Source organism: Microlunatus antarcticus (assembly GCF_014193425.1).
Lineage (GTDB): Bacteria > Actinomycetota > Actinomycetes > Propionibacteriales > Propionibacteriaceae > Microlunatus > Microlunatus antarcticus.
Window position 1 is genome coordinate 360,880 of record NZ_JACHZG010000001.1, and the last position, 25,864, is coordinate 386,743.

25 protein-coding genes are annotated in these 25,864 nt (G+C 70.0%); 16 read left to right on the forward strand and 9 right to left on the reverse strand.

The genetic code is table 11. From position 1 onward, the window contains the following. The first annotated feature begins 214 nt into the window (after positions 1-214). The 4 genes from FHX39_RS01760 to FHX39_RS01775 are packed head-to-tail and all read left to right on the forward strand — an operon-like array spanning position 215 to position 3,339. The gene (locus FHX39_RS01760) at positions 215-1,111 is read left to right on the forward strand and encodes a hypothetical protein (RefSeq protein WP_183336268.1); all 897 of its coding nucleotides are present in this window, start codon (positions 215-217) and stop codon (positions 1,109-1,111) included. Positions 1,112-1,143: 32 nt separating this feature from the next. Then, positions 1,144-2,208, forward strand: coding sequence for a glycerophosphodiester phosphodiesterase (locus tag FHX39_RS01765; protein WP_198423221.1), 1,065 nt, complete (start codon positions 1,144-1,146; stop codon positions 2,206-2,208). Further along, positions 2,205-2,597 (forward strand): hypothetical protein, encoded by a 393-nt coding sequence (locus FHX39_RS01770; protein ID WP_183336273.1) that lies wholly within the window; start codon positions 2,205-2,207, stop codon positions 2,595-2,597. The genes FHX39_RS01765 and FHX39_RS01770 overlap by 4 nt, the downstream gene beginning before the upstream one ends. A 43-nt stretch (positions 2,598-2,640) precedes the next feature. Further along, positions 2,641-3,339 (forward strand): Type 1 glutamine amidotransferase-like domain-containing protein, encoded by a 699-nt coding sequence (locus tag FHX39_RS01775; protein ID WP_183336275.1) that lies wholly within the window; start codon positions 2,641-2,643, stop codon positions 3,337-3,339. Positions 3,340-3,348: 9 nt separating this feature from the next. Here the strand turns inward: FHX39_RS01775 and FHX39_RS01780 are convergent, their stop codons facing one another. Genes FHX39_RS01780 through mshD form a run of 3 tightly spaced genes read right to left on the reverse strand, consistent with a single transcriptional unit; the run spans position 3,349 to position 7,481 of the window. After that, entirely contained in the window at positions 3,349-4,311 is a 963-nt protein-coding gene (locus tag FHX39_RS01780; RefSeq protein WP_183336277.1) for an NUDIX hydrolase, read from the reverse strand. Further along, on the reverse strand, positions 4,308-6,491 hold the full coding sequence (locus tag FHX39_RS01785; protein ID WP_183336279.1) for an RNA degradosome polyphosphate kinase: 2,184 nt from the start codon (positions 6,489-6,491) through the stop codon (positions 4,308-4,310). The genes FHX39_RS01780 and FHX39_RS01785 overlap by 4 nt, the downstream gene beginning before the upstream one ends. Positions 6,492-6,545: 54 nt before the next feature. Next, complete coding sequence (mshD, locus tag FHX39_RS01790) at positions 6,546-7,481, reverse strand: mycothiol synthase (RefSeq protein WP_183336281.1); 936 nt, start codon at positions 7,479-7,481, stop codon at positions 6,546-6,548. Between mshD and FHX39_RS01795 the strand changes: the two genes are divergently transcribed. Further along, the gene (locus FHX39_RS01795) at positions 7,480-8,079 is read left to right on the forward strand and encodes a hypothetical protein (RefSeq protein WP_183336283.1); all 600 of its coding nucleotides are present in this window, start codon (positions 7,480-7,482) and stop codon (positions 8,077-8,079) included. The genes mshD and FHX39_RS01795 overlap by 2 nt on opposite strands. A 166-nt stretch (positions 8,080-8,245) precedes the next feature. On the opposite strand, the gene FHX39_RS01800 is transcribed toward FHX39_RS01795, so the two are convergent. Further along, entirely contained in the window at positions 8,246-11,515 is a 3,270-nt protein-coding gene (locus tag FHX39_RS01800; protein ID WP_183336285.1) for a CHAT domain-containing protein, read from the reverse strand. A gap of 286 nt (positions 11,516-11,801) precedes the next feature. Continuing rightward, a complete protein-coding gene (locus FHX39_RS01805; protein WP_183336287.1) occupies positions 11,802-12,509 on the reverse strand; it encodes a winged helix-turn-helix transcriptional regulator in 708 nt (235 codons plus the stop codon). 101 nt (positions 12,510-12,610) lie between these two features. Between FHX39_RS01805 and FHX39_RS01810 the strand changes: the two genes are divergently transcribed. The 3 genes from FHX39_RS01810 to FHX39_RS01820 all read left to right on the forward strand — a co-directional run bounded on the left by FHX39_RS01810 (position 12,611) and on the right by FHX39_RS01820 (position 14,457). Then, complete coding sequence (locus FHX39_RS01810) at positions 12,611-12,865, forward strand: MoaD/ThiS family protein (RefSeq protein WP_183336289.1); 255 nt, start codon at positions 12,611-12,613, stop codon at positions 12,863-12,865. Positions 12,866-13,261: 396 nt separating this feature from the next. Next, the gene (locus FHX39_RS01815; protein ID WP_183336291.1) at positions 13,262-14,110 is read left to right on the forward strand and encodes a sulfurtransferase; all 849 of its coding nucleotides are present in this window, start codon (positions 13,262-13,264) and stop codon (positions 14,108-14,110) included. Positions 14,111-14,154: 44 nt separating this feature from the next. Further along, positions 14,155-14,457 (forward strand): DUF1416 domain-containing protein, encoded by a 303-nt coding sequence (locus tag FHX39_RS01820; RefSeq protein WP_183336292.1) that lies wholly within the window; start codon positions 14,155-14,157, stop codon positions 14,455-14,457. A gap of 97 nt (positions 14,458-14,554) precedes the next feature. Here FHX39_RS01820 and dtd read toward each other — a convergent pair whose 3' ends face one another. Next, positions 14,555-14,986 (reverse strand): D-aminoacyl-tRNA deacylase, encoded by a 432-nt coding sequence (dtd, locus tag FHX39_RS01825; protein ID WP_183336294.1) that lies wholly within the window; start codon positions 14,984-14,986, stop codon positions 14,555-14,557. A gap of 35 nt (positions 14,987-15,021) precedes the next feature. On the opposite strand from dtd, the gene FHX39_RS01830 reads away from it, so the two are divergent. Next, complete coding sequence (locus tag FHX39_RS01830) at positions 15,022-15,396, forward strand: DsrE family protein (protein WP_183336296.1); 375 nt, start codon at positions 15,022-15,024, stop codon at positions 15,394-15,396. A 21-nt stretch (positions 15,397-15,417) separates the two neighbouring features. On the opposite strand, the gene FHX39_RS21925 is transcribed toward FHX39_RS01830, so the two are convergent. Next, on the reverse strand, positions 15,418-16,434 hold the full coding sequence (locus FHX39_RS21925) for a ketopantoate reductase family protein (protein WP_183336298.1): 1,017 nt from the start codon (positions 16,432-16,434) through the stop codon (positions 15,418-15,420). A gap of 38 nt (positions 16,435-16,472) precedes the next feature. Between FHX39_RS21925 and FHX39_RS01840 the strand changes: the two genes are divergently transcribed. The 4 genes from FHX39_RS01840 (at position 16,473) to FHX39_RS01855 (ending at position 19,296) form a co-directional block, all read left to right on the forward strand. Next, positions 16,473-16,967: an FABP family protein gene (locus FHX39_RS01840; RefSeq protein ID WP_183336300.1), complete on the forward strand. Its 495-nt coding sequence runs from the start codon at positions 16,473-16,475 to the stop codon at positions 16,965-16,967. A 71-nt stretch (positions 16,968-17,038) separates the two neighbouring features. Next, the gene (gene ygfZ / locus FHX39_RS01845; RefSeq protein ID WP_183336302.1) at positions 17,039-18,028 is read left to right on the forward strand and encodes a CAF17-like 4Fe-4S cluster assembly/insertion protein YgfZ; all 990 of its coding nucleotides are present in this window, start codon (positions 17,039-17,041) and stop codon (positions 18,026-18,028) included. A gap of 71 nt (positions 18,029-18,099) precedes the next feature. Further along, positions 18,100-18,291 (forward strand): CsbD family protein, encoded by a 192-nt coding sequence (locus FHX39_RS01850; RefSeq protein ID WP_183336304.1) that lies wholly within the window; start codon positions 18,100-18,102, stop codon positions 18,289-18,291. A gap of 126 nt (positions 18,292-18,417) precedes the next feature. Further along, a complete protein-coding gene (locus FHX39_RS01855) occupies positions 18,418-19,296 on the forward strand; it encodes a hypothetical protein (RefSeq protein ID WP_183336306.1) in 879 nt (292 codons plus the stop codon). 28 nt (positions 19,297-19,324) lie between these two features. Here FHX39_RS01855 and FHX39_RS01860 read toward each other — a convergent pair whose 3' ends face one another. Next, entirely contained in the window at positions 19,325-20,302 is a 978-nt protein-coding gene (locus tag FHX39_RS01860) for an asparaginase (RefSeq protein ID WP_183336308.1), read from the reverse strand. 166 nt (positions 20,303-20,468) lie between these two features. Here FHX39_RS01860 and FHX39_RS01865 point away from each other — a divergent pair, with 166 nt between their 5' ends. Continuing rightward, entirely contained in the window at positions 20,469-21,203 is a 735-nt protein-coding gene (locus FHX39_RS01865) for an HAD family hydrolase (protein WP_332836621.1), read from the forward strand. Then, positions 21,203-23,707, forward strand: a complete 2,505-nt coding sequence (locus FHX39_RS01870) for a glycoside hydrolase family 65 protein (RefSeq protein WP_183336309.1) — start codon at positions 21,203-21,205, stop codon at positions 23,705-23,707. The genes FHX39_RS01865 and FHX39_RS01870 overlap by 1 nt, the downstream gene beginning before the upstream one ends. A 157-nt stretch (positions 23,708-23,864) precedes the next feature. On the opposite strand, the gene FHX39_RS01875 is transcribed toward FHX39_RS01870, so the two are convergent. Continuing rightward, on the reverse strand, positions 23,865-25,307 hold the full coding sequence (locus tag FHX39_RS01875) for an APC family permease (RefSeq protein ID WP_183336312.1): 1,443 nt from the start codon (positions 25,305-25,307) through the stop codon (positions 23,865-23,867). A 137-nt stretch (positions 25,308-25,444) separates the two neighbouring features. On the opposite strand from FHX39_RS01875, the gene FHX39_RS01880 reads away from it, so the two are divergent. After that, the gene (locus FHX39_RS01880) at positions 25,445-25,840 is read left to right on the forward strand and encodes a helix-turn-helix domain-containing protein (RefSeq protein WP_183336314.1); all 396 of its coding nucleotides are present in this window, start codon (positions 25,445-25,447) and stop codon (positions 25,838-25,840) included. The last annotated feature ends 24 nt before the right edge of the window (positions 25,841-25,864 follow it).

Below are 25,864 nucleotides of genomic sequence, written 5' to 3' on the forward strand. Positions count from 1 at the left end.
GCGGGGCGGGTCCCACCCGGGTCCGGAATCGCGCTCACGCGGCGAACCTAGGAGTCGCGGACGGCAGCAGGTGGCCGCGGGCGGTGCGCCGGGCCAACGCCAGGTGAACACCTGTCGTCCGCCCCCGGCCCCGTCGTTCACCGTTGCGGTGCCGTTCGTCCGGCGTTCGTCCCGTCCGGGGCGTCCGTCCTCGTCGTCCCCCTACCGTCCGGGGATGACGTACCCGACCTCGGCGCCCGCGACCGCCGCGCTCGCCCTGGTCGAGAGCCCGACGCAGCTGCTGGACGTGATCGAGCTCGCGTACGCGTCACGGGGGGACGACGAGCTCGCGGGCCTCCGCGTCGCCGTCCTGGCGCCGGCCCCGGGCCGCACCCGCGACCAGCTCCGGGCCGTGGTCGCCCTGGCCCGCGGGGAGGGGCTTCCCGTGCGCTGGCACGAGCCGCGCTCGGGCGGGGCGTCGGTCGCGCGCACGATCCGCGGGCTGCTCGACGAGCTCGGCCAGAGCCGGCACCTGGTCGTGGGCGACCCCTCCTCCGGCGTCCTGCAGGTGCTGGTCGGCCTCGTCCGGCCGACCGACGTGACCGTGGTCGACGACGGCAGCGTGACGCCGGAGCTCGTCCGGCGGTGGGCCGCCGGGACGCGGCTCCGGCTCTTCACCTGCCGGTCGCCGGAGGAGCCCGGGCCGAGGTCGACGGGCGTCGAGGTCCGGCCGAACACGTACGCGTGGCTGCGGCAGCGGTTCCCCGCCCCGGACGTCCGCGACGGGGTCGACCTGGTGGCCGGCTCGTTCGTCGGGTCCGCGGCGCCCGACCCGGGTGGCTACCTCGACGGGGTCGCCCGGATCGTCGATCAGCAGGGCGTCACCCGCTACCTCGCGCACCGCCGGGAGCCGGAGGCGCAGCTCGCGCAGATCCGGGCCCTCGGCGTCGAGGTCACGCGACCGAGGCTGCCGCTCGAGATCGAGGCGCGTCGCGGCCCCGTGAACGCGACCGTCCTCAGCCTGTCCCCGACCGTCGCCCGCACGCTGCCGCTCGTCCTCGCGGACACCCGCGTACGGACGTCCGCGGTCCTTGTCCGACCGGTGGGGGTGTCGGCGCTCGTGGCGCCGTAGAAGTCGCGGGGCGATCTGCTGGGATGGTCCTCATGCTGGTCATCGCTCACCGCGGCGCAAGCGGCTACCGACCCGAGCACACGCTCGCGAGCTACGAGCTGGCGATCGCCCAGGGTGCAGACGTGATCGAGCCCGACGTCGTCCCGACGTCCGACGGGCACCTGGTCGTCCGGCACGAGAGCGCGATCACCGAGACCACCGACGTCGCGGACCACCCCGAGCTCGCCGACCGGCGGACGACCAAGACGATCGACGGTCGCCAGGTCACCGGCTGGTTCACCGAGGACCTGACCCTGGCCGAGCTCCAGACCCTGCGGGCGCGCGAGCCCCTCCCGGCGCTCCGGCCCGAGAGCGCGGCGTACGCCGACGAGGCCGTCCTCACCCTCGACGAGGTGCTCGCCCTCGCCCGCCGCTCGACGACGCGCGACGGCAGGCCCGTGGGGGTCGCGCCGGAGACCAAGCACCCGACGTACTTCCGCTCGATCGGCCTGCCGCTCGAGGAGGCGCTGGTCGACGCGCTGCACCGGCACGGGTGGAGCCGGCGCGACGACCCGGTCGTCATCCAGAGCTTCGAGACCGGCAACCTCCAGACGCTCGCGGGCCTGACCGACCTGCCGCTCATGCAGGTCTGCCACGTGAGCGGCGCGCCGTACGACCTGCGCAGCACCGACGACCCGCGCACGTACCTCGACCTGATGACCCCGCAGGGGCTCGCGGCGATCAAGGAGTACGCCGACCACGTCGGGCTGCACAAGGACCTGATGATCCCGCGCGACGCCGACGGGCGGCTGCTCGAGCCGACCCAGGTCCTGCGCGACGCCCACGAGGCGGGCCTGCGGGTCACCGGCTGGACGTTCCGCCGCGAGAACCGCTTCCTGCCGCTGCAGCTGCGCGGTGGCGACGACCTCGACGGCGTCGGCGACCTCGCGGGCGAGATCAGCACGTTCGTGCGGGCGGGGATGGACGACTTCTTCACCGACAACCCGGACGTCGGCGCGGCCGTGCGGACGGCGATGGCCACGGACCAGCGTGCGTCGGGTGCCGTCCGCCCGCCGTTCGCCGGTCGTTCACCGGGCGCTGCCACGATCACGGGGTGACTGAGCACCAGGTGCTGGGCCCGGCGACCGCCGGATGGAGCGACTACGTCGGGACGGCGGCCGCCGAGGACGCGGTCGCCACGCTGGGGTCGCCGAGCCTCTACGAGCTCGCGGGCGTCGACCGCGAGCGCTGGACGATCCTCGGCGTCGACATCGCGGTGGACGAGTCCACCGCGGTCACCGTCTACGCCTTCGACCGGACGACCCACGGCGTGGTGAGCGTCGAGGAGATCGAGCGGCTCGGCTGGGACTCCGGGCAGATCCCGGTGACGGCGTTCGCGGTCGACGACGCCCACGTCGAGGCCTTCGTCGAGGACGCGTTCAAGCGGCTGACGGTCCGCCTCGTCTCCCGCGCGGTGCGTGACCAGGCCCTCGTCGTCCAGGAGTAGCCCCACGCCGGGCTTGGGCGAGGCGCGTGGCAGGCTGCCCGTCGTGCCCCGACACGTCGTCGCCCTCGGTGGGGGCGGGTTCCTGTCCGGCGACGACCGCGCCTTGGACGATGCCGTGCTGGCGCTCGCGGACCGCGACACCCCGCGCGTCGCCTATGTCGGGACCGCGAGCGGGGACCCCGGGCACAACGAGGACCGGTTCCGTGACGCGTTCACCGGCCGGGCCCGGCCCAGCGTGCTGCGGCTCTTCGACCGCGAGGTGGCCGACCTGGACGCGTTCCTCGCCGAGCAGGACGTCGTCTACGTCGGCGGCGGCAGCACCGTCAACCTCCTCGCCGTCTGGCGGGCCCACGGCCTGGACGCCGCCCTGCGCCGCGCGTACGAGGCGGGCGTCGTCATGGCCGGCGTGAGCGCGGGCGCGAACTGCTGGTTCGGCCGCTCGACCACCGACTCCTGGCTCGTCGGGCGGGCGGACGGCCTGACCGACGGCCTCGGCTGGCTGCCCGGCGGCATGTGCCCGCACTACCGGTCGGAGCCCAGCCGCCGGCCCGCGCTGCTCGACCTCGTCGCGGACGGGTTCGGCGACACCTACGGCGTCGACGACGACTGCGGCCTGCACTTCGTCGACGAGCAGCTCGTCGGCGCGATCTCCGCCCGGGCCGGCGCGCAGGCCGTCCTGGTGCGTCGGGGTGACGACGGTCGCGTGGTCGAGGAGCCGGTCAGCGCGGCCGACGCTCCCTGACGCTCGCGCTCAGACCTGCGGTCGGTGCCGTTCGAGGCTGTGGACGCTGCCGTCCTCGGTGAGGTGCGCGACCAGGAACTCACCCGTCACGAGCGTGGCCGGGGCCATGTCGAGGGCCTCGAGGACGTGCGGCAGGACGGGGCGGTGGACGCAGATCGCCGCGGGTCGTCCCGACCGGACGGCGTTCGACCGGACCCGGCGGACGATGCGGGCGACGCCCTTCGCGTCGTCGGTCCCCTCCTCCTCGGTGAGGCCGGGGTAGGTCGCGATCTTGTGCTTCCCCGCGGCCGCGTACGGCTGCAGCGTGCTGACGCAGCGGACCGCCGTCGACGACACCAGCTTCTCCACCCCGTACGCCCCGAGCATCGGAACGAGCAGCCTGGCCTGCTTGCGGCCCTGGGCGTTGACGGGGCGGGCGACGTCCTTCTTGGACCAGTCCTTGCGGTCCATCGCCTTGGCGTGGCGCACGATGATCAACGGCGTGGTCACCGGCTGCTCGAGGTACTGCTCGAGCAGGAAGTGGTCGGCGGCGTACGACAGCCGGCCGAGCGCCGCGCGGACCGGCAGCCACGAGACGACGTCGACCTCGTGGTCCGGGGCACGCCGGGCGACGTGGGTCGCGGTCGCGCCCCAGTAGCTGACCCGCTTGATGCCGGTCAGCAGCTTGCCGTGCTTGGACAGGTCCGGCCGGGCGGGCTTGGTGAGGTCGTACGAGACCGTGTCCAGCGGGGCGCCGAGCCTGATCGTCGCGCCGGTCTCCTCGAGCACCTCGCGGACCGCCGCGGCCGGGACCGACTCGCCGTTCTCGACCTTGCCCTTGGGCAGCGACCAGTCGTCGTAGCGGCGGCGGTGCACCACCACCACCTCCGTGCCGCGCTCGGGGTGCTGCCGCGTGACGACCGCGCCGCCGGCGAGCACGGGCCGGGCGGGGATGACCTGCACCCCGCCCGCGCGCATGACGGAGACGGTCACCGTGATGGGTTGGCGCCCAGCCGGCGTCGGCTCTTGGTCCCGATCAACCACTCCTGCATGTCGAGCAGCGGCTTGCCCTCGCTGTCGGCGGTGAACTGCGTCCAGGTGCCGTCGGGCTGCAGCTTCCACGACGCGGTGCCCTTGTCGAAGGCCACGTCGAAGAGCTCGCCGATCTCGGCGGCGTGCGCCGGCGAGCTGATCGAGGTCAGCACCTCGACCCGGCGGTCCAGGTTGCGGTGCATCAGGTCGGCCGAGCCGATGCCGACGCTGGGCTGCCCGCCGTTGGCGAACCAGAACAGGCGGCTGTGCTCGAGGAACCGGCCCAGGATGCTGCGGACGCGGATGTTCTCGCTGAGCCCGGGGGCGCCCGGCCGGATGGTGCAGATGCCGCGGACCCAGAGGTCCACCGGCACGCCGGCCTGCGACGCGCGGTAGAGCGCGTCCCCGATCGCCTCGTCGACGAGGGAGTTGACCTTGATCCGGATGTAGCCGCCGCGGCCCGCCTCGTGGTGGGCGATCTCGGTCTCGATGCGCTCGATGAGTCCGGTCCGGACGCCGTGCGGGGCGACCAGCAGCCGCTTGTACGACGTCTCCTGGCTCATCCCCGACAGGTGGTTGAAGAGCCGGCCGATGTCGTCGGTCACGATCGGGTTCGCGGTCAGCAGGCCCATGTCCTCGTACTGGCGGGCCGTCTTCGGGTTGTAGTTCCCCGTGCCGACGTGGGCGTAGCGGCGCAGGCCGTCCGGCTCGTCGCGGACGACCAGGGCCAGCTTGCAGTGCGTCTTGAGGCCGACGACGCCGTAGACGACGTGGCAGCCGTGCCGCTCGAGCCGACGGGCCCAGGCGATGTTCGCCTGCTCGTCGAAGCGGGCCTTGATCTCGACCAGCGCGAGCACCTGCTTGCCCGCCTCGGCCGCCTCGATCAGGGCGTCGATGATCGGGGAGTCGCCCGACGTGCGGTACAGCGTCTGCTTGATCGCGAGCACCTGCGGGTCGTCCGCCGCCTGCTCGATGAAGCGCTGCACGCTCGTGGCGAAGGAGTCGTACGGGTGGTGCAGCAGGACGTCGCGCTGCCGGATGGCGGCGAACATGTCGGCCGGCTGCGCGGTCTCGACCTCGGCCAGGTGCGGGTGGGTCGTGGGCAGGAACGCCGGGTACTTGAGGTCGGCCCGGTCGAGGTCGGTGAGCGAGAACAGCCCACGCAGGTCCAGCGGACCGGGCAGCGAGAAGACCTCGCGCTCGCTGATGTCCAGCTCGGTGGTGAGGATCTCGAGCATCCGCGGGTCCATGTCGTCCTCGACCTCGAGGCGCACGGGCGGGCGGCCGACCTTGCGGCGCAGCAGCTCCTTCTCGAGGGCGAGCAGCAGGTTCTCCGCGTCGTCCTCCTCCACCTCGACGTCCTCGTTCCGGGTGACCCGGAAGACGTGGTGGCTGACGACCTGCATGCCGCTGAACAGCTGGTCCAGGTGGCGCGCGATGACGTCCTCGAGCGGGACGAAGCGGCCCTCGCCCAGCGACATGAACCGCGGCAGCACCGTCGGCACCTTGACGCGCGCGAACTGGCGCTGGCCGGTCTCGGGGTTCTTGACCAGGACGGCCAGGTTGATCGACAGGCCCGAGATGTACGGGAACGGGTGCGACGGGTCGACGGCCAGCGGCGTCAGCACGGGGAAGATGCGTTCCGCGAAGAGCACGTGCATGCGCTCGCGCTCCTCGGGACGCAGCTCGTCCCAGCGCAGCAGCTCGATGCCGGTGTCCGCGAGGGCCGGGCGGATCTCGTCGGAGAACAGGCGGTGCTGCTCCTCGACGAGCTTGCGGGTCCGGTTGAGGATCGCGGCGTGCAGGTCGCGCGGCAGCAGGCCGCTGACGCCGGGGACCGCCACGCCGGCGGCGATCCGGCGCTTCAGCCCGGCCACCCGGACCATGAAGAACTCGTCCAGGTTGGAGGCGAAGATCGCCAGGAACTTGGCCCGTTCGAGCAGCGGCACCCGGACGGTGTCACGGGCCAGGTCGAGGACCCGGTTGTTGAACGCGAGCCACGACAGCTCGCGGTCCAGGAACCGGTCGGACGGCAGCTCCGGCGCCGGCAGGTCGTCGAGGAGGCTCAGGTCCGCCCCGTCGGTGTTGATGGTGCCGCCATCGGTCTCCAGGCTGGGGACAGCCGTGTCGACCACGTCCATCACACTCCTCATGCTCGGCGAAGCGCTGATGTTACTCAGCGCAGGTGAACGTTCTTACGACGTCGGAGACGTGGGACCGACGGCGGGTCCGCCGTACATCACGTCCCGGCTGGCGTCGGTGAAGCCGTACGCGCGGTAGAGCCCCACCGGTCCCGGCTGGTCGGCCTCGACGTAGAGCTCGACGACCTCGTCGCCGGCGTCGCGCAGGTGCGCGAGCCCGGTGAGCAGCAGCGCCTTGGCCAGCCCGCGGCCCTGCGCGTCCGGGTCGACCCCCAGCACGTACACCTCGCCGAGCCCCGCCTCGCCGAGCGCGTCGTGCTGCTTGGTCCAGTGGAAGCCCAGCACCTTGCCGTCAGGATCTCCCGTGGCCCGCGCCAGGAAGAAGCCCGCAGGGTCGAACCACGGCTCGTGCAGGCGCTCGGCCAGGTCCTCGGCGTCGATCGAGCCCTGCTCGGGGTGGTGGGCGAAGGCACGCGCGTTGACGGTCAGCCAGGCCTGCTCGTCCGTCCCCACGCGGAACGGCGCGATCGTGATCCCGGTGGGGACCACCGGCCCGGGGAGGTCGGCGAGGGGCCGTTCCATGATCAGCAGCGTGCGCATCGGGACGAGGCCGGTGCGGGCGGCGAGCGCGTGGGCGGCGGGGGAGTCACCGAGGGCCCACACCTGCAACCGGAGGCCCAGGTCGCGGGCCGCGTCGAGGAGCGAGGTCATCAGCAGACCGCCGACGCCCTGCCGCCGGGACGCGGGGTCGACGACCAGCTGGCCCGTCCCGTCGGCGGCCAGCTGGGCGTAGCCGACCGGCTCCGGCCCGCGGAGCGCGACGAGGTGACGCGTGTCCGGACGTTCCGGGTGCTTGAGGGCGAGCAGCCCCGCTTCGTTGAGCGCGGGAGACGGGTCCGCCGCGGCCGCACGCTTCAGAAGGGCGCCGACCCGGTCGAGCAGCTCGAGGTCCGGGTCGCGGCTGATCCGTACGTCGTCCGCGCCAGGCATGGCCGTCACGCTACGCGGCCCGGTCGGGCTGGCCGCTGCGCCTATCCTGACCGCCGTGGCGAACGGCGGCAGGACCAACGATCCCGACCTGCTGGTGGCCGGTGCTCAGCGCAGCGCGATGCTCGTGGCCGTGGGGTCCGTGCTGGCGACGGCGTCGGTGATCCTCGCCCTGCTGGCGCTGAACGCGACGACGAGCGGCGTGACCTCGACGACCGCGGTGCCCTGGATCATCGCCCTGCTCGTCTGCGGTGCGCTGATCGGCGTCTGCTGCGTGGTGCAGCAGCGGCTGTGGCTCCGCGCCTGGAACGTCTGGCGCGTGGACCCCTCGGCCAGCGTCGGCGAGCGCTTCTCCTGGGTCGTCCACGTCGTCTCGTACCCGGTGGTCGTCGCGGGCATCTTCGCCGGCATCGCGGCGAGCCACGACGTCGGTTTTGCCGGTGCGGTGGCGAACTGGTCGACGCTCGCCCTCGTCCCGCTCATCGGCGCGCAGGTCGTCGGCGCCGTCCAGCACGTGCGCAAGGACGGGCCTCCCGGCACGATCCCCACTCACGTCCGCCGCCTCGCCGCCCGGATCGAGCGCTCGCGGCACGAGGACTGATGCCTTCGGTTACTCAGTCCGGGCAGCCGTTCGCGCCCCCGTCACGTATAGCCTAGAAGTCGGCAGGGATTCTTTAATACGTGTTTTCCCTAGGCCGGTTACCGGCCGGCGCTCAGATAAGTCTTTTACGATCCCTGTTGCCTGCGACTGCTTCGGGAGTTCTGATTCAGTCTTTCGAACGACCTTCCTTGTCGATCCCATCCCGGAGCCGCTCGGCTTTGCGGTGCAGATGGGCCGAGAGGTCCGCGCGCCCAGCAAGTAGCTCGACTTCAGCAAGCGCAGCAAGCGTCTCTGCTAGTTGTTGTAGGCGACCTTCAGACTCGAAAATCTGGCGGCACTTCTGTAGAAGATCCCTTGCTAACGGTAGGCGTCCAAGTTCAACAAGCGGCTGCCAGCTATGGAATGCATCAGAAGCCTGCTCGCCCGCTGCTGCGCCCCGAGCGACTTGGGATCTGTTGATCTCCCCGTTGATGGCAAGCGCCTCATCCCAGAGACGCAACTGCCTCGCGGCCAAGACCAAGGTATTAAGGAGGGATTCCCGAACGTTCCAGTCAATAACTGTCGAGTCTGTGGGCCCAGGCGGGTACGGCAAGTCAGGAATCCGAGCATAAAGGGCCCGCCCTTGTTCTAGAGCGCCTTTCGCGTCTCCCATCAGATACGCAACTTCTAGCCGCGTCCCCTGCGCGAGTAGTTGAGTCCAAGGCCCGCGACCCGCTCTTTGTACATAATCGATTTGTTGTTCAGCGAAGATGAAGGCCTGGTCAAATATAGATAAATCCATGTAACCGTTAGCGACGTCTCCAGCTAAGCCATACGCAACCTCCCACTCTTCGGCCTGAACCGACGTCACTAAGAGGTTCTCGAATGCGGCCGTCGCCCGTCTTAAGTCAACGGACGTAAGTGCTCGGGCACGTGTACGGGCCAGGTAGATCTTGATGGCCTGATCCGTCTCAGCCGCTATGGCGACGTCCAGAAAGGGGATGACGATCGCCGCCGTAAGTGGACTAAGGTCGCGGTTGATTAATCCTTGAGCTGCGAAGTCAACGTCCGCCCACCTCTTCGAGCGGGCTAGGTACGGCAATCCAGACCTAGCAGCATGCAGGATGGAACTGCCACCGCCCAGGCTTTCGTGACTTAAGCCGTTGTCAAGTATTCGTAGCCAGAAGTCACCGAGTGTTCGTGCGACTAGATCCAAATAGTTGGTGGATGAAGCGCTAAGGACCGTCTCGGCTACTGCGGGGTGTATCTCAAACTTGAACGCACGTCCAGATCCATCAGAGGAGACACGGATCAAGGCCTGACTTACCAACTCACCTACGGCTTTGTCGACGTCCGGCCACTCGGCTAAATTGCTGGAGGTTGCTACAAGCAGGCTCTGCCAGTTCTCCTGGACGACGTTGGAAATCCTGTCGCCCTCCTCAAGTGCAGATAAGTAGGCAAGAAAGCCTTTACTTCCCGCAGGTAGTGCGTCAAAGACAGACCTGGTCCAGTCTCGGAGCAAGGCGAAGTAATCGTCTCCGGTTGCGTTAGATGCACCAATCGCCCAGAACGCCTCAAGTGATACGCCACGCTCGATCCACGTTTTCTCGGCGTCATCGAGCTGCATTCTCAAGTTTGAGGGGTATTTTGCCTGAGCGTCGCACAACTCGACCAATTTCGGGTGCCCTTGCATCAAGCGCAGCGCTCGAGCCGCTAGGTTTCTGCCAGCAGCCGCACTCACGCCGGCTTCGCTACTCGTCCCGTCTATTAGCTGGCGGAGGTGCGGCAATTCTCGCGCGAGTAATGCCGACTCCTCAAGACTCAGGGCGTGCACAGGATAGCTACGAACTCGAAGGTTCAAGTTGGTTGGGACCCGGCGAGTGGTAAACACAACTCGGGAGAGCCCAGCATGGGAGGTCAGTGCGCTAATCAACTGCGACCACCGCGCGTCTCTCCAAGAGGCGTCAGCGGTAAGGAGCGATTCGATATTGTCTATTAAGACAAGAACTCGGTTCTGCGCAAGGAACTCTGTGAGTAATGTTAGGCGCCGCGAAAGTTCAGTGCCAGTTGTCAGAACGTCAATTAATGCCAGCCCTGGGATCCTGCGCTCTAACTCCAGAGCAAAGTTGAGTAGGGCTCCGTCGACTGCCGGCGCGGCCACATCAGCGGTTGGGGCCTCAAACCAGATGACCACCTGGAACGAATGTTGGAAATTATATGCAACCTCCAGAGCCATAGTCGTCTTTCCTGTACCTGCCATGCCGTGAAGGAGTGCCCCCACATATTTGGACTGTGGCGCGAGAACTTCTCGCATCGCCGACATGGCGCTAACTCGACCAACAAACCGGTCGGGCTCGGGTGGGAGTCCTGCAAGCTTGAGATCTGCAGGATCGAAAAAGATCGGTCTGCCTGCCGGTGCGACCATAGAGAGTGTTGCAGCCCGTTCACCGACTAGCATCGGGGTAGCCGCACATAGCGCACCGAAGTCGAAGGCTGAGTTCTGTAGGTTCCGCCGCAGCGCCAAGCTCAGTGCTTTGGCGACAGGCTGAGCCTTCCCGAGCAGGATGTCGTAGAACTCGCTCGCAAACGCCACTGCGAAATCGTCTTCAACTGGATAACGCATCGCGAGTGCGGTGCAATCAAGTTTCTCGACTACCTCGCCTGCGACCGAGAAGCCCGGTGTTTGAGCGCTTGCGGCCGTACCGGTTATGGGCGACTGCGCGAATCCAAGGCTTTCAAGCGTTCGGTGGGCCACTAGCGTGGCGGAGTTGCATGTGGAGATCGTAATAAGCTTTAGTTGATCAGAGTTGTACTCGAGAATGTCAAGTAGGTCGTCTGAGGTAACGAAGTCTGGCAGGCCCTCCGATGACTCTAGAACAAGCGAACCGGGCGAGCCGTGGCCTGAAATGTGGATGATATCCCAACCGCTGCCTTCCAGTAGTGCCTCGGTCAACTCTGTGCGCGTTGCCCCGTATTGAAGGACCTTCAATTCGATTGCTTTGTTGCCAACGGCGGCGATAGAATGAATCAGTTTTACCAGTTCGTATCGCTCCCGCCGCAGATTGAGTGCATCTAGGCCTTCTGGATGACTGAAGACGCCAAGCATCCGTAGCCGATCTCCGACTGCGCTCTTTGCAATGGTTCGAGGAGAACTCTTGTCCAGTATGAAGTTAACTTGCTGCTCGGCCAACGTCACGCCGTTCACAAGAGCGATCTCCCACGGCTTGTACGCCAGGACCTCGGCGCCGGCCGCTGAGCTCGATATTGTCAGAAGGACGGGCTGGCGACTTTGGCTCAACTCAATGCTAATTGCGCCAAGCCCGTAAGAGGTAAGCCACTCCCCAAGCCCACGAACGATAAAGTTCTCGTCGTGTGGTTCGCCGTCGGGGTCAGCGTTCGACTGGATGTATCCATCGAGATCAATGAAAGCGGCAAACTGCCAACTTGAGGTGTTCAACTCCGCTTGATGATCGGCTAACAAAGTCCCATTTGCGGATACAAGTCGCCAGTGCCACCGGCTCAAAGAGGAGAAGGACGTTACCTCAAGTCGAGCAAAATTTGCCACGTGGAATCCTTCAACGCCCAGTTATCGACCACGGCAGAACTTCGCGTTTAGCGAGCGTGCGCATTGCGCGGTGCGCGGTCGCGTCGGCCCTCGGTGGTCCGTTGGATGGATCTTCCTCGGCGTGCGGCAGCGGCTTTTGGTCCCCCACTTGTTGCCGCGCTTTGCATTCAGACGGGGGTTACTGGCTTGTCGGCACGCGTCCGGAGTCACGACTCGGCTCGTCGGCCGGGGTGACGAAGCGGTAGCCCACGTTGCGCACGGTGCCGATGACCGACTCGTACTCGGGGCCGAGCTTGGCGCGGAGGCGACGCACGTGGACGTCGACCGTCCGGGTGCCCCCGTAGTAGTCGTAGCCCCACACGTCGCTCAGCAGCTGCTGACGGCTGAAGACCCGGCCGGGGTGCTGCGCGAGGTACTTCAGCAGCTCGAACTCGGTGTAGGTGAGGTCGAGCTGGACGCCGTTGAGCTTCGCGCTGTAGCCGGCCTCGTCGATGATGATGTTGCCGGTCTGGATGAGCGGGTCGACCCCGGAGTGGGAGACCGGCGTCATCGCGAGCCGCAGCCGGACGTCGACCTCGGCGGGTCCGGCGGTGGCGAGCAGGAGGTCGTCGAAGCCCCAGTCCGAGCTCAGCGCGGCGAGGCCGCCCTCGCTGGCGATGACCAGCAGGGGTGCTTCCTTGCCGGTGGTCTCGATGAGGCGGCAGAGCGAGCGGGCCCCGACCAGGTCGCGGCGGGCGTCGAGCAGGATGACGTCGGCGGCCGGTGCGTCGAGGAGCGCCGTGGCCTCGGCCTGGGCGACCTTGACCTGGTGCGGGAGGAGCTCGAGCGCTGGAAGGATCTCGGCGGACGCGTGCATGTCGTTCGTCAGGAGCAGCAGGGTGGCCATCGAAGGTCTCCTCAGCGGGATGGTCGAGCTCGGTCAGCAGACGCCGGACCGCACCCGGGCCGCCGCTTCGCTGCCCTGGTGCATGGCGGGACAATATCCCAGTGACGCTGGTGACCCTGAACTACTGGGCGGGCGCCCGGGCCGCCGCCGGCCGGGCCTCGGAGGCCGTCGAGGCCGCGACGGTGGGGCAGGCGGTGGACCTCGTCCTCACCGGGCACGACGACGACCGCTTCACGCGTGTGATCAGGGCTTCGAGCCTGCTGGTCGACGGGATCGCGGCCTCCACGGACTCCCTGGGGCGGGCTCTCGACGGACCGACCACGGTCGAGGTGCTGCCCCCGTTCGCGGGCGGCTAGACCGCCGAGGATGTGGCGGAGACGTGAACGGCGTGTGAACAACCTCACGTGACGAAACGGAAACGCATCCGTGACGTCTCAGGATGTGGGCAACGATCTCGGGATCTGGTACGCCCGCTGGGGGGTTCGCGCGTGACCGTCGTAACGTTGCCGTCATGACGACCGAGTGGGCACTCCCGCTGGTCCGCCGCCGTGCGGTGGACCACGGTCGAATGCGCTCGTCGCTCTGTCGGCCCTGACCCTGGGTGCCTGACCGGCTCCGCCGCCACGCCTGGTGCGTGCCATGGAGCCCCGCGCCTCGCGCGCGCCGAACATCCGTACGCACCGCCCGCGGCCTCGCGCCCCGGAGGTCGAGCGTCCGGTCCGTCCCACCGCCACTGCACAGGAGATTCGCACATGAGCACGTCTGAGGTTCTCGTCGACGCCGACTGGGTCGCCGAGCACGCGTCCGACAGCAACGTCGTCCTCGTCGAGGTCGACGAGGACACGACCGCCTACGACGGCGGCCACATCGAGGGCGCCGTCAAGATCGACTGGAAGACCGACCTCCAGGACCCGGTCCGGCGTGACTTCGTCAACCGTGAGCAGTTCTCCGCGCTGCTGTCCGAGCGCGGCATCGGCAACGACGACACCGTGGTGCTCTACGGCGGCAACAACAACTGGTTCGCGGCGTACGCGTACTGGTACTTCAAGCTGTACGGCCACAGCGACGTCCGCCTGCTCGACGGCGGTCGCAAGAAGTGGGAGCTCGACGCCCGCCCGCTGTCGTCGGAGACCGTCACCCGCCCGGCCGCCTCGTACCAGGCGGGCGAGCCCGACCTGAGCATCCGCGCGTTCCGCGACGAGGTCGTGGGTGCGATCGGCACCGACGCGCTCGTCGACGTCCGCAGCCCCGACGAGTTCGCCGGCCGGCTGCTCGCGCCGGCTCACCTCCCGCAGGAGGCGGCCCAGCGCGGCGGTCACATCCCGACCGCGGTGAACGTCCCGTGGAGCAAGGCGGCCAACGACGACGGCACGTTCAAGTCGGCGGAGGACCTGAAGGCGCTCTACAGCGGGGCCGGCCTCGACTTCGGGACCGACATCATCGCCTACTGCCGCATCGGTGAGCGCAGCGCGCACACCTGGTTCGTGCTGCACGAGATCCTCGGCCAGAGCAACGTCAAGAACTACGACGGCTCGTGGACCGAGTACGGCTCCCTCGTGGGCGTCCCGGTCGCCGTCGGCGACGAGCCCGGCCAGGCCTGACCACCCCTCCTGCTCCACCCCTTCTCACGATCGAGGCAATCACCATGTGCGGAGCCACCAAGGGCGGCCTGAGCATCGCCGGCGTCGACACCTCCAAGGAGGCGGTCATCCAGGGCCGCGTCCTGCGGGGCGGCGAGGCCGTCGCCGGCGCGTACGTGCGCCTGCTGGACCCGTCCGGCGAGTTCACGGCCGAGGTCCCGACCTCGGCGACCGGGCACTTCCGGTTCTTCGCCCACGACGGTCGCTGGACCCTGCGCACCCTTGCGCCGGGCGCCAAGACCGACCGTACGGTCGTCGCGACCGTCGGGAGCGTGGCCGAGGTCGACGTGGAGCTCGACGCCGCCTGACCCCCTGCTCTTCCACGCAAGTGGTCACTCCGAGCCCTTCCCTGGCGACAGGAAGCGGCCCGGGGTGACCACTTTCTCGTCTCCGGGGTCGTTGCCCTCAGGTCTGCGAGTCGAGGAGGAGGGTCATCGGGCCGTCGTTGACCAGGGCGACCTGCATCATCGCGCCGAAGACGCCCGTCTCGACGTGCGCTCCGCGGGCCCGCAGGGCGGCGACGAAGGCCTCGACCAGGGGTTCGCTCACCGGTCGGGGAGCGGCCGCGTTCCACGAGGGACGTCGGCCCTTGCGGGTGTCGGCGTAGAGGGTGAACTGACTGACCACCAGCAGGGGAGCGGACTCCTGCTCCGCGGAACGTTCGCCCTCCAGCACGCGCAGCGTCCACACCTTCTCCGCCAGCCGGGTGGCGTCGGCCTCGGTGTCGTCGTGCGTCACGCCGACGAGCACGACCAGACCGGGGCCGGGCAACGACCCGACGACCTCGCCGTCCACCGTCACGCTCGCGCTCGACGCCCGCTGCACCACCACCCGCACGTCGGGGACCCTAGCCTCGCGCCGACAATGACCGCATGCCCGCCTCGCCGCGTCCCCTGATGGTCTCGATCACTTGCGGGGCCGAGGCCCCGGAACGGGCCAACCAGGCCTGGACGGTCGCCGCGACCGCGCTGGCCGCCGGCGCCGAGGTCGGGGTGTTCCTCACCGGCGAGGCCGTCTGGTTCGCGGTCGGCGACGACCGGCGGCCCGACCTCGGGCTCGAGCACGCGACCCCCGTGGACGACCTCGCCGCACCTCTGGTCGAGCTGGGCGCCGTCGCGGTGTGCACGCAGTGCGCCGCCCGGCGCGGGCTCACGGAGGCGGACCTGCTCGACGGGTGCACGATCGCCGGGTCGGCGTCGTTCGTCGAGCGGGTGCTCGCGCCCGACGTCCAGGCGCTCGTCTACTAGAGCTCGCCTGGCCGAGCCCGGCTACGCGAGCCCGAGGGCCTCGGCGACCTCCGCCGCGGTCACCGCCCCGGGCTGCTGACCCCGGGCGGCGGCCTGCCGAACGAGCGAGGCGAGCCGCGCGTTGTACGGCGCCTCCTGCCCGATCCCGTGCGCGATCCTCGCGATCTCCCCGTTGAGGTAGTCGGTCTCGACGTTGCCGGTCCCGCGCTGCAGCGACTGCCAGGTGGAGCCGCCCACGTCGTCGGGCACGCCGGGCACGTGGTGCATCGAGAAGCCGGCCGAGCGGGCCGCGGCCTCCTCGGCGTCCGGCGTCACCTCGATGCCGGCGGCGGCGAGCACCGTACGGGCCTCGCCCTCCAAGGCCGTCGCGAGGTCCTTCGAGCCACCGCCCGCGCCGAGCAACGCCTGGAGGCCGTTGGCCAGGTTGGAGATCAGCTTGCGGTACTTCCACGGCATGACGTCGTCGGGCCGCGGGGCGTCCAACGTCGCGGCGACCAGGTCGGCGCTGACGCCGGCCAGGAGGTCGTGCTCGCGCCCGGCGGGGACGGAGCCGAGGTGCAGCATCCCCGACGTCGGACCTCCCCGGATGATCACCTCGCCGGGGGTGAGGTGCACCGACGGCATCCAGACGCAGACCCCGACCACCCGGGAGAAGTAGCGCAGCGCCATCGGCTCCGCGGCCACGCCGTTGAGCGCGGTCAGCACCGGCAGCAGCGCCCCGGCCGGGCCGACCACCCGTCCGTCCGCGTGCACGTCGACGTCGGCCCAGGTGCGCAGCGCGGCGTCGACCTGCTGGGTCTTGGTCGCGAAGACGAGCACGTCGTCGGGCGTCAGCTCCAGCTCGTCGGGACCGCCGACGACCGGCACGTCCAGGCGGACGTCCTCGTCCGGGGTCCGCAGCCGCAGGCCGTCGCGGCGCAGGACCTCGAGGTGCTCGCCGCGGGCCACGAGCACGACCGGGCGCCCGGCCTGGTGCAGCCGACCCCCGACCGCGCCCCCGATGGCTCCGGCTCCGACGATGACGTAGCGGTTCGGCACGGGACCACGCTATGCGGCCGGCTACTAGGGTTGCTCCCGTGCCATTCGAGCTCCCGACCGACCTGAACCCTGCCGTCAACCGCCTGGCCTGGCTGGTCGGACGGTGGGAGGGCACCGGCAAGGGGGTCTACCCCGGCACCGAGGAGTTCGACTTCGGCCAGCAGATCGACTTCGCGTCCAACGGGGGCGACTTCCTGCACTACCTCTCCCAGACCTTCGAGGTCGACGCCGAGGGCAAGGCGGTCCGCCCGCTCTCAATGGAGACCGGCTTCTGGCGCCCGCAGGCCGACGACGGGCTCGAGGTCGTCATGTGCCACCCCAGCGGCTACGCCGAGGTCTGGTACGGCAGCATCACCGGCGCCAAGATCGAGCTGACCACCGACGCCGTGGTCCGGACCGCGAGCGCCGACGAGTACACGGCCGGGCAGCGGCTGTACGGCCTGGTCGAGGGCGACCTGCTGTGGACGTTCGACAAGGCCGCCGGCGGCCACCCGCTGCAGAACCACCTCTGGGCGCGGTTGCGTCGCGTCTGAGCTCCGAGCGCCGGGAGATCGTCTCCCGGCGGAGGGGGAAGAAACGTCTCCCCGGAGACGCTGACCCTCGCATGAGCGACGCGCAGCGACCGACCCCCGTGGTGGCCGAGGAGGGTCCCGACGCCGGCGTGCCCTGGCACTACGGCGACCCGGTCCGCGAGCAGCGCGCCATGGAACGTGGTGACGCAAGGGTCGACCTGTCGCACCGCGGTGTCCTCCGGGTCACCGGCCCGGACCGGCTCACCTGGCTGCACTCGCTGACGACCCAGCACCTGCTGGGCCTGGCGCCCGGCCAGGGGACGACGGTGCTGGTGCTCTCCCCGCAAGGGCACCTCGAGCACACCCTGTACGGGGTCGACGACGGCACGTCGTTCTGGGCCCACACCGAGCCCGGAGCCGCTGCGGCCGCCGCGGCCTGGCTCGACTCGATGCGCTTCATGATGCGGGTCGAGGTCGCCGACCTGACCGACTCCGTCGCCGTGGTCTGGAGCGCCGACCCGGACGTGGTCGAGCCCGACGCCCTCGCCGTACGACAGGGTGCCGACTCGCTCGGCGGGGCCGAGCTCCTCGTGCCCCGCGAACGCCTCGAGGACGTCCTGGGCGACGCCCCGCGCGCCGGGACCTGGGCGTACGAGGCGCGGCGCATCGCGGCCGGCGTCCCGCGGACCGGTCTCGACACCGACGCCCGCACGATCCCCAACGAGGCCGGCCTGATCGGCGTGGCCGTGCACCTGGACAAGGGCTGCTACCGCGGCCAGGAGACGGTGGCGCGGGTCCACACGCTCGGACGCCCACCGCGCCGCCTGGTGCTGCTGCTCCTCGACGGCAGCGCCGAGCGGCTCCCGGCGGTCGGCTCCCCGCTGACGCTCGACGGCCGTACGGTCGGCTTCGTGGGCAGCTCCGCCCGTCACCACGATCTCGGGCCCATCGCGCTGGGGCTGGTCAAGCGGAACGTCGACGTCGACGCCACCCTGCTCGCCGACGGCATCGCCGCCGGGCAGGAGGCGCTGGTCGACCCGGAGGTCGGGCTGCACGTCCGTCCCCGCCTCGGGGTGCGCTGATCCCGATCCGGCGCGGTTCGGGGCCGGGGCGTAACCTGACCGCAACAGCGTCGACGAAGGGAGCCCCTCCTATGGGCATCGGTGACAAGATCCAAAACAAGGTCGAAGAGCTCGGTGGCAAGGCCAAGGAAGCTGCCGGCGACGCGACCGACAACGAGCGGCTGCAGGCCGAGGGTCAGTCCGACCAGGCCTCCGCCCAGACGAAGCAGGCCGGCGAGCACGTCAAGGACGCCGCTGGTGATGTCAAGGACGCCTTCAAGTAGCACGTCGTCCTCGACTCAGCCGTCACCGTCATGGTGGCGGCTGAGTCGTCTCACCACCCTTTTCTCCACCCCGTGCCCCTGTTCGGGCGGCACGTCGTCAAACCATCCACACCACGAGGACCGCCCATGACCGAAACCACCCCTGACGTCACCCCCGACGCCCCCGCGGAGGCCGCGGCCGAGCAGTCGGAGCCGACCTCGACGACGACGGAGCCCGAGGCGAGCAGCACGACGCCCGCGCCGTCCGACCCGTCCAGCGCCACCCCGGGCGACCTCGCCGCAGACGCCGACACGCCCCCGGCGACCGCGCCGCCGGCCCGCCGGACCACGACCCCGCGCAAGACCACCGCGCGCAAGACCACCACCACGCCGCGCAAGGCCGCGACCCCGCGCAAGGCGGCGACGCCGCGGACGGCCGGGACCACCACCGGTACGGCGGCGACGGCTCGCAAGGCCGCGACGGCCCGACCGACCACGCCGCGCAAGACGACGGCCCGCAAGGCCCCCGCCTCGACGCCGGCCCCCACGCCCCAGTCGGGTGCGGAGACGCCGGACTCGCCGCTCGACGCGCCGAACAACAAGCAGGCCCTGCCGACCGAGGTCGCCGAGCACCTGAGCCGTCGCCCCGACGGCGGTACGACGCCGACCCCGCCGGCCCGCCCGACGATCGACACCCCGGTCAGCGACGTCATCACCGAGATCGACAACCAGGTCGACGCGCAGGGCGACCAGCTCAAGGTCCTGCGTCGTGCGCTCGCCAACGCCGAGAAGCGGCTCACCAGCCTCGAGGCGTCGCTGAACGCGGCCGTCCCCGCGGCGAAGCCGGCCAAGGCCGCCGCGAAGGCTCCGGCCAAGGACGACAAGTCCGACAAGAAGTCCGACAAGAAGTCCGACAAGAAGTCGGACAAGAAGTCGGACAGCAAGAAGGCCACGAAGAAGTCGGACAGCAAGAAGTCCGACAAGAAGTCCGACGACAAGAAGTCGAAGAAGAGCAAGAAGAAGTAGGTCCCCGGCGGCCACGGCCGCCGAGGCGCTACGCCCCGATCCCCTCCAGGGTCGGGGCGTAGGGCCGGACCTCGCCGACCGGGCGCCCGCCCCCGAGGACCGGGACGCGGGACTGCTCGTCCAGCACGTCGGCGACCAGCCCGAGCCGCTGGAGGACGCCGGCCATCGCGACCGCCCGGCCCCGGGTCGAGCCGTCGTCGATCTTGATCGCCACCCCACGACCGTCGGGCAGGCCGACCGCGTACACCGACTCGGCACCGGCCTTGGCGACGATCCCGGGCAGGCCCCGGTGCAGCGCGAGCTCGTCGCGCCGAGTGCCGGACACGAACTCCGGGTGGGCCCGGACCGCCGCCGCCACCCGCGCCTCCGCCGGACCTCCGTCGGCCGCGACCCGCCCGAACGCCCGCGCGAGGCCCGTGAGCGACACCGCCCAGAGCGGAGCACCGCACCCGTCGACCGCCGGTCCCGCCGGAGTCTCCCCGGTCAGGTCCGCGAGGGCGTCCTCGACCGCCCGCTGCACCGGGTGCGCCGGGTCGAGGTAGGTCGCCGGGTCGGACCCCGTGCGTACGGCGGTCAGCAGCATCCCGGCGTGCTTGCCGGAGCAGTTCATGGCGAGCCGGCTCCGCTCGCCGCCGTGGCGGAGGAGCTCCTCCTTGGCCTGCTCGTCCAGCGGCCAGTCCGGCGGGTCCTGCAGAGCCGACTCGTCGAGCCCGGCCAGGGCCAGGACGCGCAGGGCCGCCGCGCGGTGGAACGGCTCGCCCGAGTGCGACGCGCAGACCAGAGCGAGGAGCTCGCCGTCGAGGTCGAGCCCGGCGCGCAGCATCCCGACCGCCTGGAGCGGCTTGCTCGCGCTGCGCGGGTAGACGAGGGCGCCCGGGTCGCCGAGCGAGGCGATCAGCGAGCCGTCGGGTCCCGTCACCGCCACCCGGCCGTGGTGGACGCTCTCCACCAGGCCGTCACGGACGACCTCGACGAGGACGGGGTCACGGTCGAACGGGCTCAGCACGCGCCCGACTCTAGGGTCTGACCCCACCCGGGACCTGCTCGTCCGCGGCAGGAACCGCTGACTCCAGACCCAGGTGCGCTCGCAGGGGCGGTATGCCGTCAGCGCTTCCTCGTGACGCGCTGATCGATGCGCGCCGACGGCATCTTGTCGTGACAATTTCCCCCTAGTGTTCTTCCTCGTGGACTGGGACGACTACGACGCTGCGCTCTTCGACCTCGACGGGGTCCTGACGCCGACGGCGGAGGTGCACATGCGCGCGTGGCGGGACCTCTTCACCGACTACCTCACCCTCAAGGGCGAGACGGCGCGGCCGTACGCCGAGGCCGACTACTTCGACCACATCGACGGCAAGCCCCGGTACGACGGGGTCCGCGACTTCCTCGCCTCCCGCGACCTGACGCTGCCGGAGGGGGAGCCCTCCGACCCGGCGTCGGCCGAGACGGTCTGCGGGCTGGGCAACCGCAAGAACGACTTCTTCGCCGCGGCGCTGGCCGCCGACGGCGTGGAGCCGTACGCGGGCTCGGTCACGCTGCTCGACCACCTCGAGCAGCGCGGGACCAAGATCGCGGTCGTCTCCTCCTCGCGGAACGCACCCGCCGTGCTCGAGGCCGCCGGCTTGGCCGACCGCTTCGAGGTCGTGGTCGACGGCCAGGTCGCGTCCGACGCCGGCCTGCCGGGCAAGCCGGCCCCGGACACCTACCTCGAGGGGGCCCGGCGGCTCGGGGTCGATCCCGAGCACGCGGTCGTGCTGGAGGACGCGGTCTCCGGGGTCGCGGCCGGGCACGCGGGCGGCTTCGGTCTCGTCGTCGGCGTGGACCGGGGCGTGGGCGCGGACAAGCTCGCCGACGCGGGTGCGGACGTCGTCGTCACCGACCTCGCCGAGCTGGCAGGCGAGCGCTGATGAGGGGTTCGCACGAGGACACCCCGCGCCACCACGGCGACCCGCTCGACCGGGTCCGCTTCCCGGTCCGGGACTGGGCCCTGACCGAGGCCGTCTACGGGGCCGACGACCTCGGCGTCACCGAGACGCTCTTCGCCGTCGGCAACGGCTACCTCGGCATGCGCGGGAACGTCGAGGAGGGGCGCGAGACGTACGCGCACGGGACGTTCATCAACGGCTTCCACGAGACCTACCCGATCCGGCACGCGGAGGAGGCATTCGGCTTCGCCAAGGTCGGCCAGACGATCGTCAACGTCCCCGACAACAAGACGATCAAGCTCTACGTCGACGACGAGCCGCTGCTCCTCTCGGTGGCCGACCTGGAGCACTACGACCGCACGCTCGACTTCCGCGACGGCGTCCTGCGGCGCGACCTGATCTGGCGCACCCCGGGCGGCAAGCGCGTCCAGGTGAGCTCGCGGCGGATGGTGAGCTTCACCCAGCGCCACCTGGCGATCATGACCTTCGAGGTCACGATGCTCGACGACAGCGCGCCCGTGGTCATCTCGAGCCAGACGCTCAACCGCCAGGACGGCCGCGACGAGTACCACGTTCGCTCGGCCGCGATGGGCGAGGGCAGCCTGGCCGACCCGCGCAAGGCCGAGGGCTTCCACGAGCGGGTGCTCGAGCCGCAGACGCACTCGGCCGACGGGGCGCGGCTGATGATGGGCTACCGCTGCGCCCACTCCGGGATGACGCTCGCCGTCGGGGTCGACCACCAGATCATCACCGAGAACGCGTACACCGAGCACATCAGCGCCGACGAGGACACCGGCAAGATGGTCTACCGGGTCGCGGCCTCGCGCGGCCAGGCGATCACGATCGTCAAGACCGTCACCTATCACACCTCCCGCGGCGTGCCGGTCCGCGAGCTCAACGACCGTTGCCGTCGGGTGCTCGACCGCGTCGCCGGGCACGGGATCGACCGCGAGCTCGCGGAGCAGCGCCGCTGGCTCGACGCCTACTGGGACCGTTCCGACGTCGCGCTCGTCGACCAGCCGGAGCTGCAGCAGGCGATCCGCTGGAACCTGTTCCAGATCGCCCAGGCTGCGGCACGGGCCGAGCAGTCGGGCGTGCCGGCCAAGGGCGTCACCGGGTCCGGCTACAGCGGCCACTACTTCTGGGACACCGAGATCTACGTCCTGCCCTTCCTGACCTACACGTCGCCGGCGATGGCCCGCAGCGCGATGCGGTTCCGCTACAAGCTGCTGGACGCCGCCCGGGCGCGCGCGCAGGAGCTCACGCAGGTGGGCGCGCTCTACCCCTGGCGGACGATCAACGGCTCGGAGGCCTCGGCCTACTACGCGGCCGGGACCGCGCAGTACCACATCGACGCCGACGTGGCCTTCGCGCTCTGCAAGTACGTCGCGGCCAGCGGCGACCACGACTTCATGAACCGCGAGGGCGTCGACATCCTCGTCGAGACCGCGCGGATGTGGGCCGACCTCGGCTTCTGGCGCGAGAACGGCGACGGGCGTCGGAGCTTCCACATCCACGGCGTCACCGGCCCGGACGAGTACACGACCGTGGTGAACGACAACCTCTTCACCAACGTCATGGCCCGCTTCAACCTCGACCAGGCGGCCTGGACGCTGGGCTGGATGAAGACCGAGGCGCCGGACGCGTACGCCCGCGCCGTCGAACGGCTCGACATCGGCCGGGACGAGGCGGACGAGTGGACCGCGGCCGCCCGCGCGATGACGATCCTCTTCGACCCGGTGACCGGCATCAACCCGCAGGACTCGCTCTTCCTGGACCGCGAGGTCTGGGACCTCGCGAACACGCCGATGGACATGCGGCCGCTGCTCCTGCACTACCACCCCCTGGTGATCTACCGCTTCCAGGTGCTCAAGCAGGCCGACGTGGTTCTGGCGCTGTTCCTGCAGGGCGACCACTTCACCGCCGAGCAGAAGCGCGTCGACTTCGAGTACTACGACCCGATCACCACGGGCGACTCGACGCTGTCGGGGGTCGTGCAGTCGATCGTCGCGGCCGAGGTGGGCTACGCCGACCTGGCGCTGCGCTACTTCGAGAACTCGCTCTACGTCGACCTGGCGAACCTGCACGGCAACACCAGCGACGGCGTGCACGTGGCCTCGACCGGTGGCGTCTGGAACGCGCTGGTCTACGGCTTCGCGGGCATGCGCGACTACAACGGCGTGATCACCTTCGACCCCCGTCTGCCGGAGGGCTGGCAGGGGCTGTGCTTCCAGCTGACGCTGCGCGGCACGCGCCTCCGGGTCGACCTGCGGGCGAAGCAGATGATCTTCACGGTGCTCGAGGGCGGCCAGGCCGAGGTCAGCGTCAGGGGGCACCGGGTGGTCGTGTCGGCGGCGGCGGAGGTGACGGTCCCGCTCGAGGACCAGGGGCCCCGGCTGCAGGGCCCGATCGGCCCGCGCGGCGGCGAGCGGCGACCCGACGGGACGCTGATCACGTCGAGCGTTCCTCAGTCCGCCCGCATTTGATTGCCTCCGCTCCGCTCCGGCGCGGATCTCGCTCTGACCCGATGCCTTCCTCCCTCCGCGAGCAGGACGAAAAGCGTGTCCTGCTCGCTCCGGTCGTCCAGGCACCGGCGCGAGATCCGGCGGCGGTGGGGTCAAGGCACGGTCGAGCGCCCTGGTCCTACTTCTCCAGGTCCTCGGGGCTCTGGAAGTAGGTGTGCCGGCTGTAGAGGGCGCGGTTGACCACGAACGTGACCAGCCAGAGCACCAGGCCGATGCCGATCAGGACCAGCGCGACCCAGTACTGCTCGGCGGCCCGGCCGGTCCACGGACCCACGAGGTACGCGCACGCCAGCGCGCCGACGACCGGCAGCCAGGTCGGGGCGTGGAAGTGCTCGTGGTCGACGCGCTCGCGCCGCAGCACGAGGCAGCAGATGTTGACCACGGTGAAGACGCCCAGCAGGAGCAGCGCGGTCGTGCCGCCGAGCGCGCTGATCCGGCCCACGACGGTGATCAGGCCGACGGCCAGCGCGGTGGTGAAGAGGATGGCGACCCATGGCGTACGCCGGCCCGGCAGCACTCGTCCGAGCACGGGCGGCAGCACCCGCTGACGGGCCATCCCGTAGAGCAGGCGGCTGGCCATGAGCATGTTGATCAGCGCGGTGTTCGCGACGGCGAACATGCTGATCAACGGGAAGATGTCGCCGATCGGCAGGTCGGGGGCGCCCGCGTTCACGACCTTGAGCAGCGGGGCGTCGCCCTGGCCGAGCTCGCCGGCCGGCACGAGCGCGATCGCGGTGATCGACACCAGGATGTAGATCGCACCGGTGATCCCGAGGGCGGTCAGCAGGATCTTCGGGAAGACCTTCGAGGGCTCGTGCACCTCCTCGGCCATGTTCACCGAGTCCTCGAAGCCGACCATGGCGAAGAAGGCCAGCGACGTCGCCGTCGTCACCGCGATGAAGATCGACTTGTCCTCGGCGGTGTCGAACATGACGACCCGTGACATGTCCGCCTTGCCCTGCGTGAAGGCGTAGAAGCCGACGAAGATCACGATCAGCAGGCCGGTCAGCTCGACGCAGGTCAGCACGATGTTGGCGTAGACGCTCTCCGCGACCCCACGCAGATTGACCAGCGCGATGACGAGCATGAAGCAGACGGCGAGCACGGTCGTCAGGCCGGCGGAGAGGTCGACCTCGACGCCGCCCAGCCACTCCGCGCGGACGACGTTGACCATGGCCTCGAGGTTCGCCGCGAACGCCCGGGAGGCGGTCGCCGCGGACGTGATGCCCGAGCACATGACCGCGAAGGCCAGCAGAAACGTCACGAAGTGCACCCCGAACGCCTTGTGCGCGTAGAGGGCGGCGCCGGCGGCCTGCGGGTACTTGGTGACCAGCTCCAGGTACGAGAACGCCGTCACGAGCGCGACCGCGAACGCGATGAGGAACGGCAGCCAGACGACACCGCCGACCTCTTTGGCGACCGTCCCGGTGACGGCGTAGATCCCCGTCCCGAGGATGTCGCCGACGATGAACAGCAGGAGCAGCTTGGGCCCGAGGACCCGCTTCAGGCCGGGCTCGTCCTGGACCTCGTCGGTCCGGTCGGCCGTGGTGGTGTCGCTCACGGGTGCGCTCCTGGGTCAGGGGACGGAGGAGCGCTCAAGTGTGCCGGGTCGTGCGCCGGAATGGCTAGGGGGAGTTCTCTCACACTCCTGCTTGCTCCCCCTTGATTCTGCTTGCACCTGCAAGCATCCTGGGGTGCATGGCACGGCGGACCAGCACGCTCGACTCGGTGGGTGAGTACATCGCCGACCGGCGTCGTGCCGCCGAGCTGACGCTGCGTCAGCTCGCCGAGCTGACGGGGGTGTCCAACCCGTACCTCAGCCAGATCGAGCGCGGGCTGCGGCGCCCCTCGGCGGAGGTCCTGCAGCAGCTGTCCAAGGCGCTGCGGGTCTCGGCCGAGTCGCTGTACGTGCGCGCCGGGATCCTCGACCCCGAGGACCACCCGTCGAGCACCGTCGAGACGGCCGTGCTGGCCGACACCGCGATCAGCGAGCGGCACAAGCAGGTGCTGCTCGACGTCTACCGCAGCTTCGTCGCCGAGGACGCGGCGAACCCGTCCGACCCCGGACCCGAGCCCGAGCCCGTCGCGGGTTGATCCCCGCGTCCGATCACCCCCAAG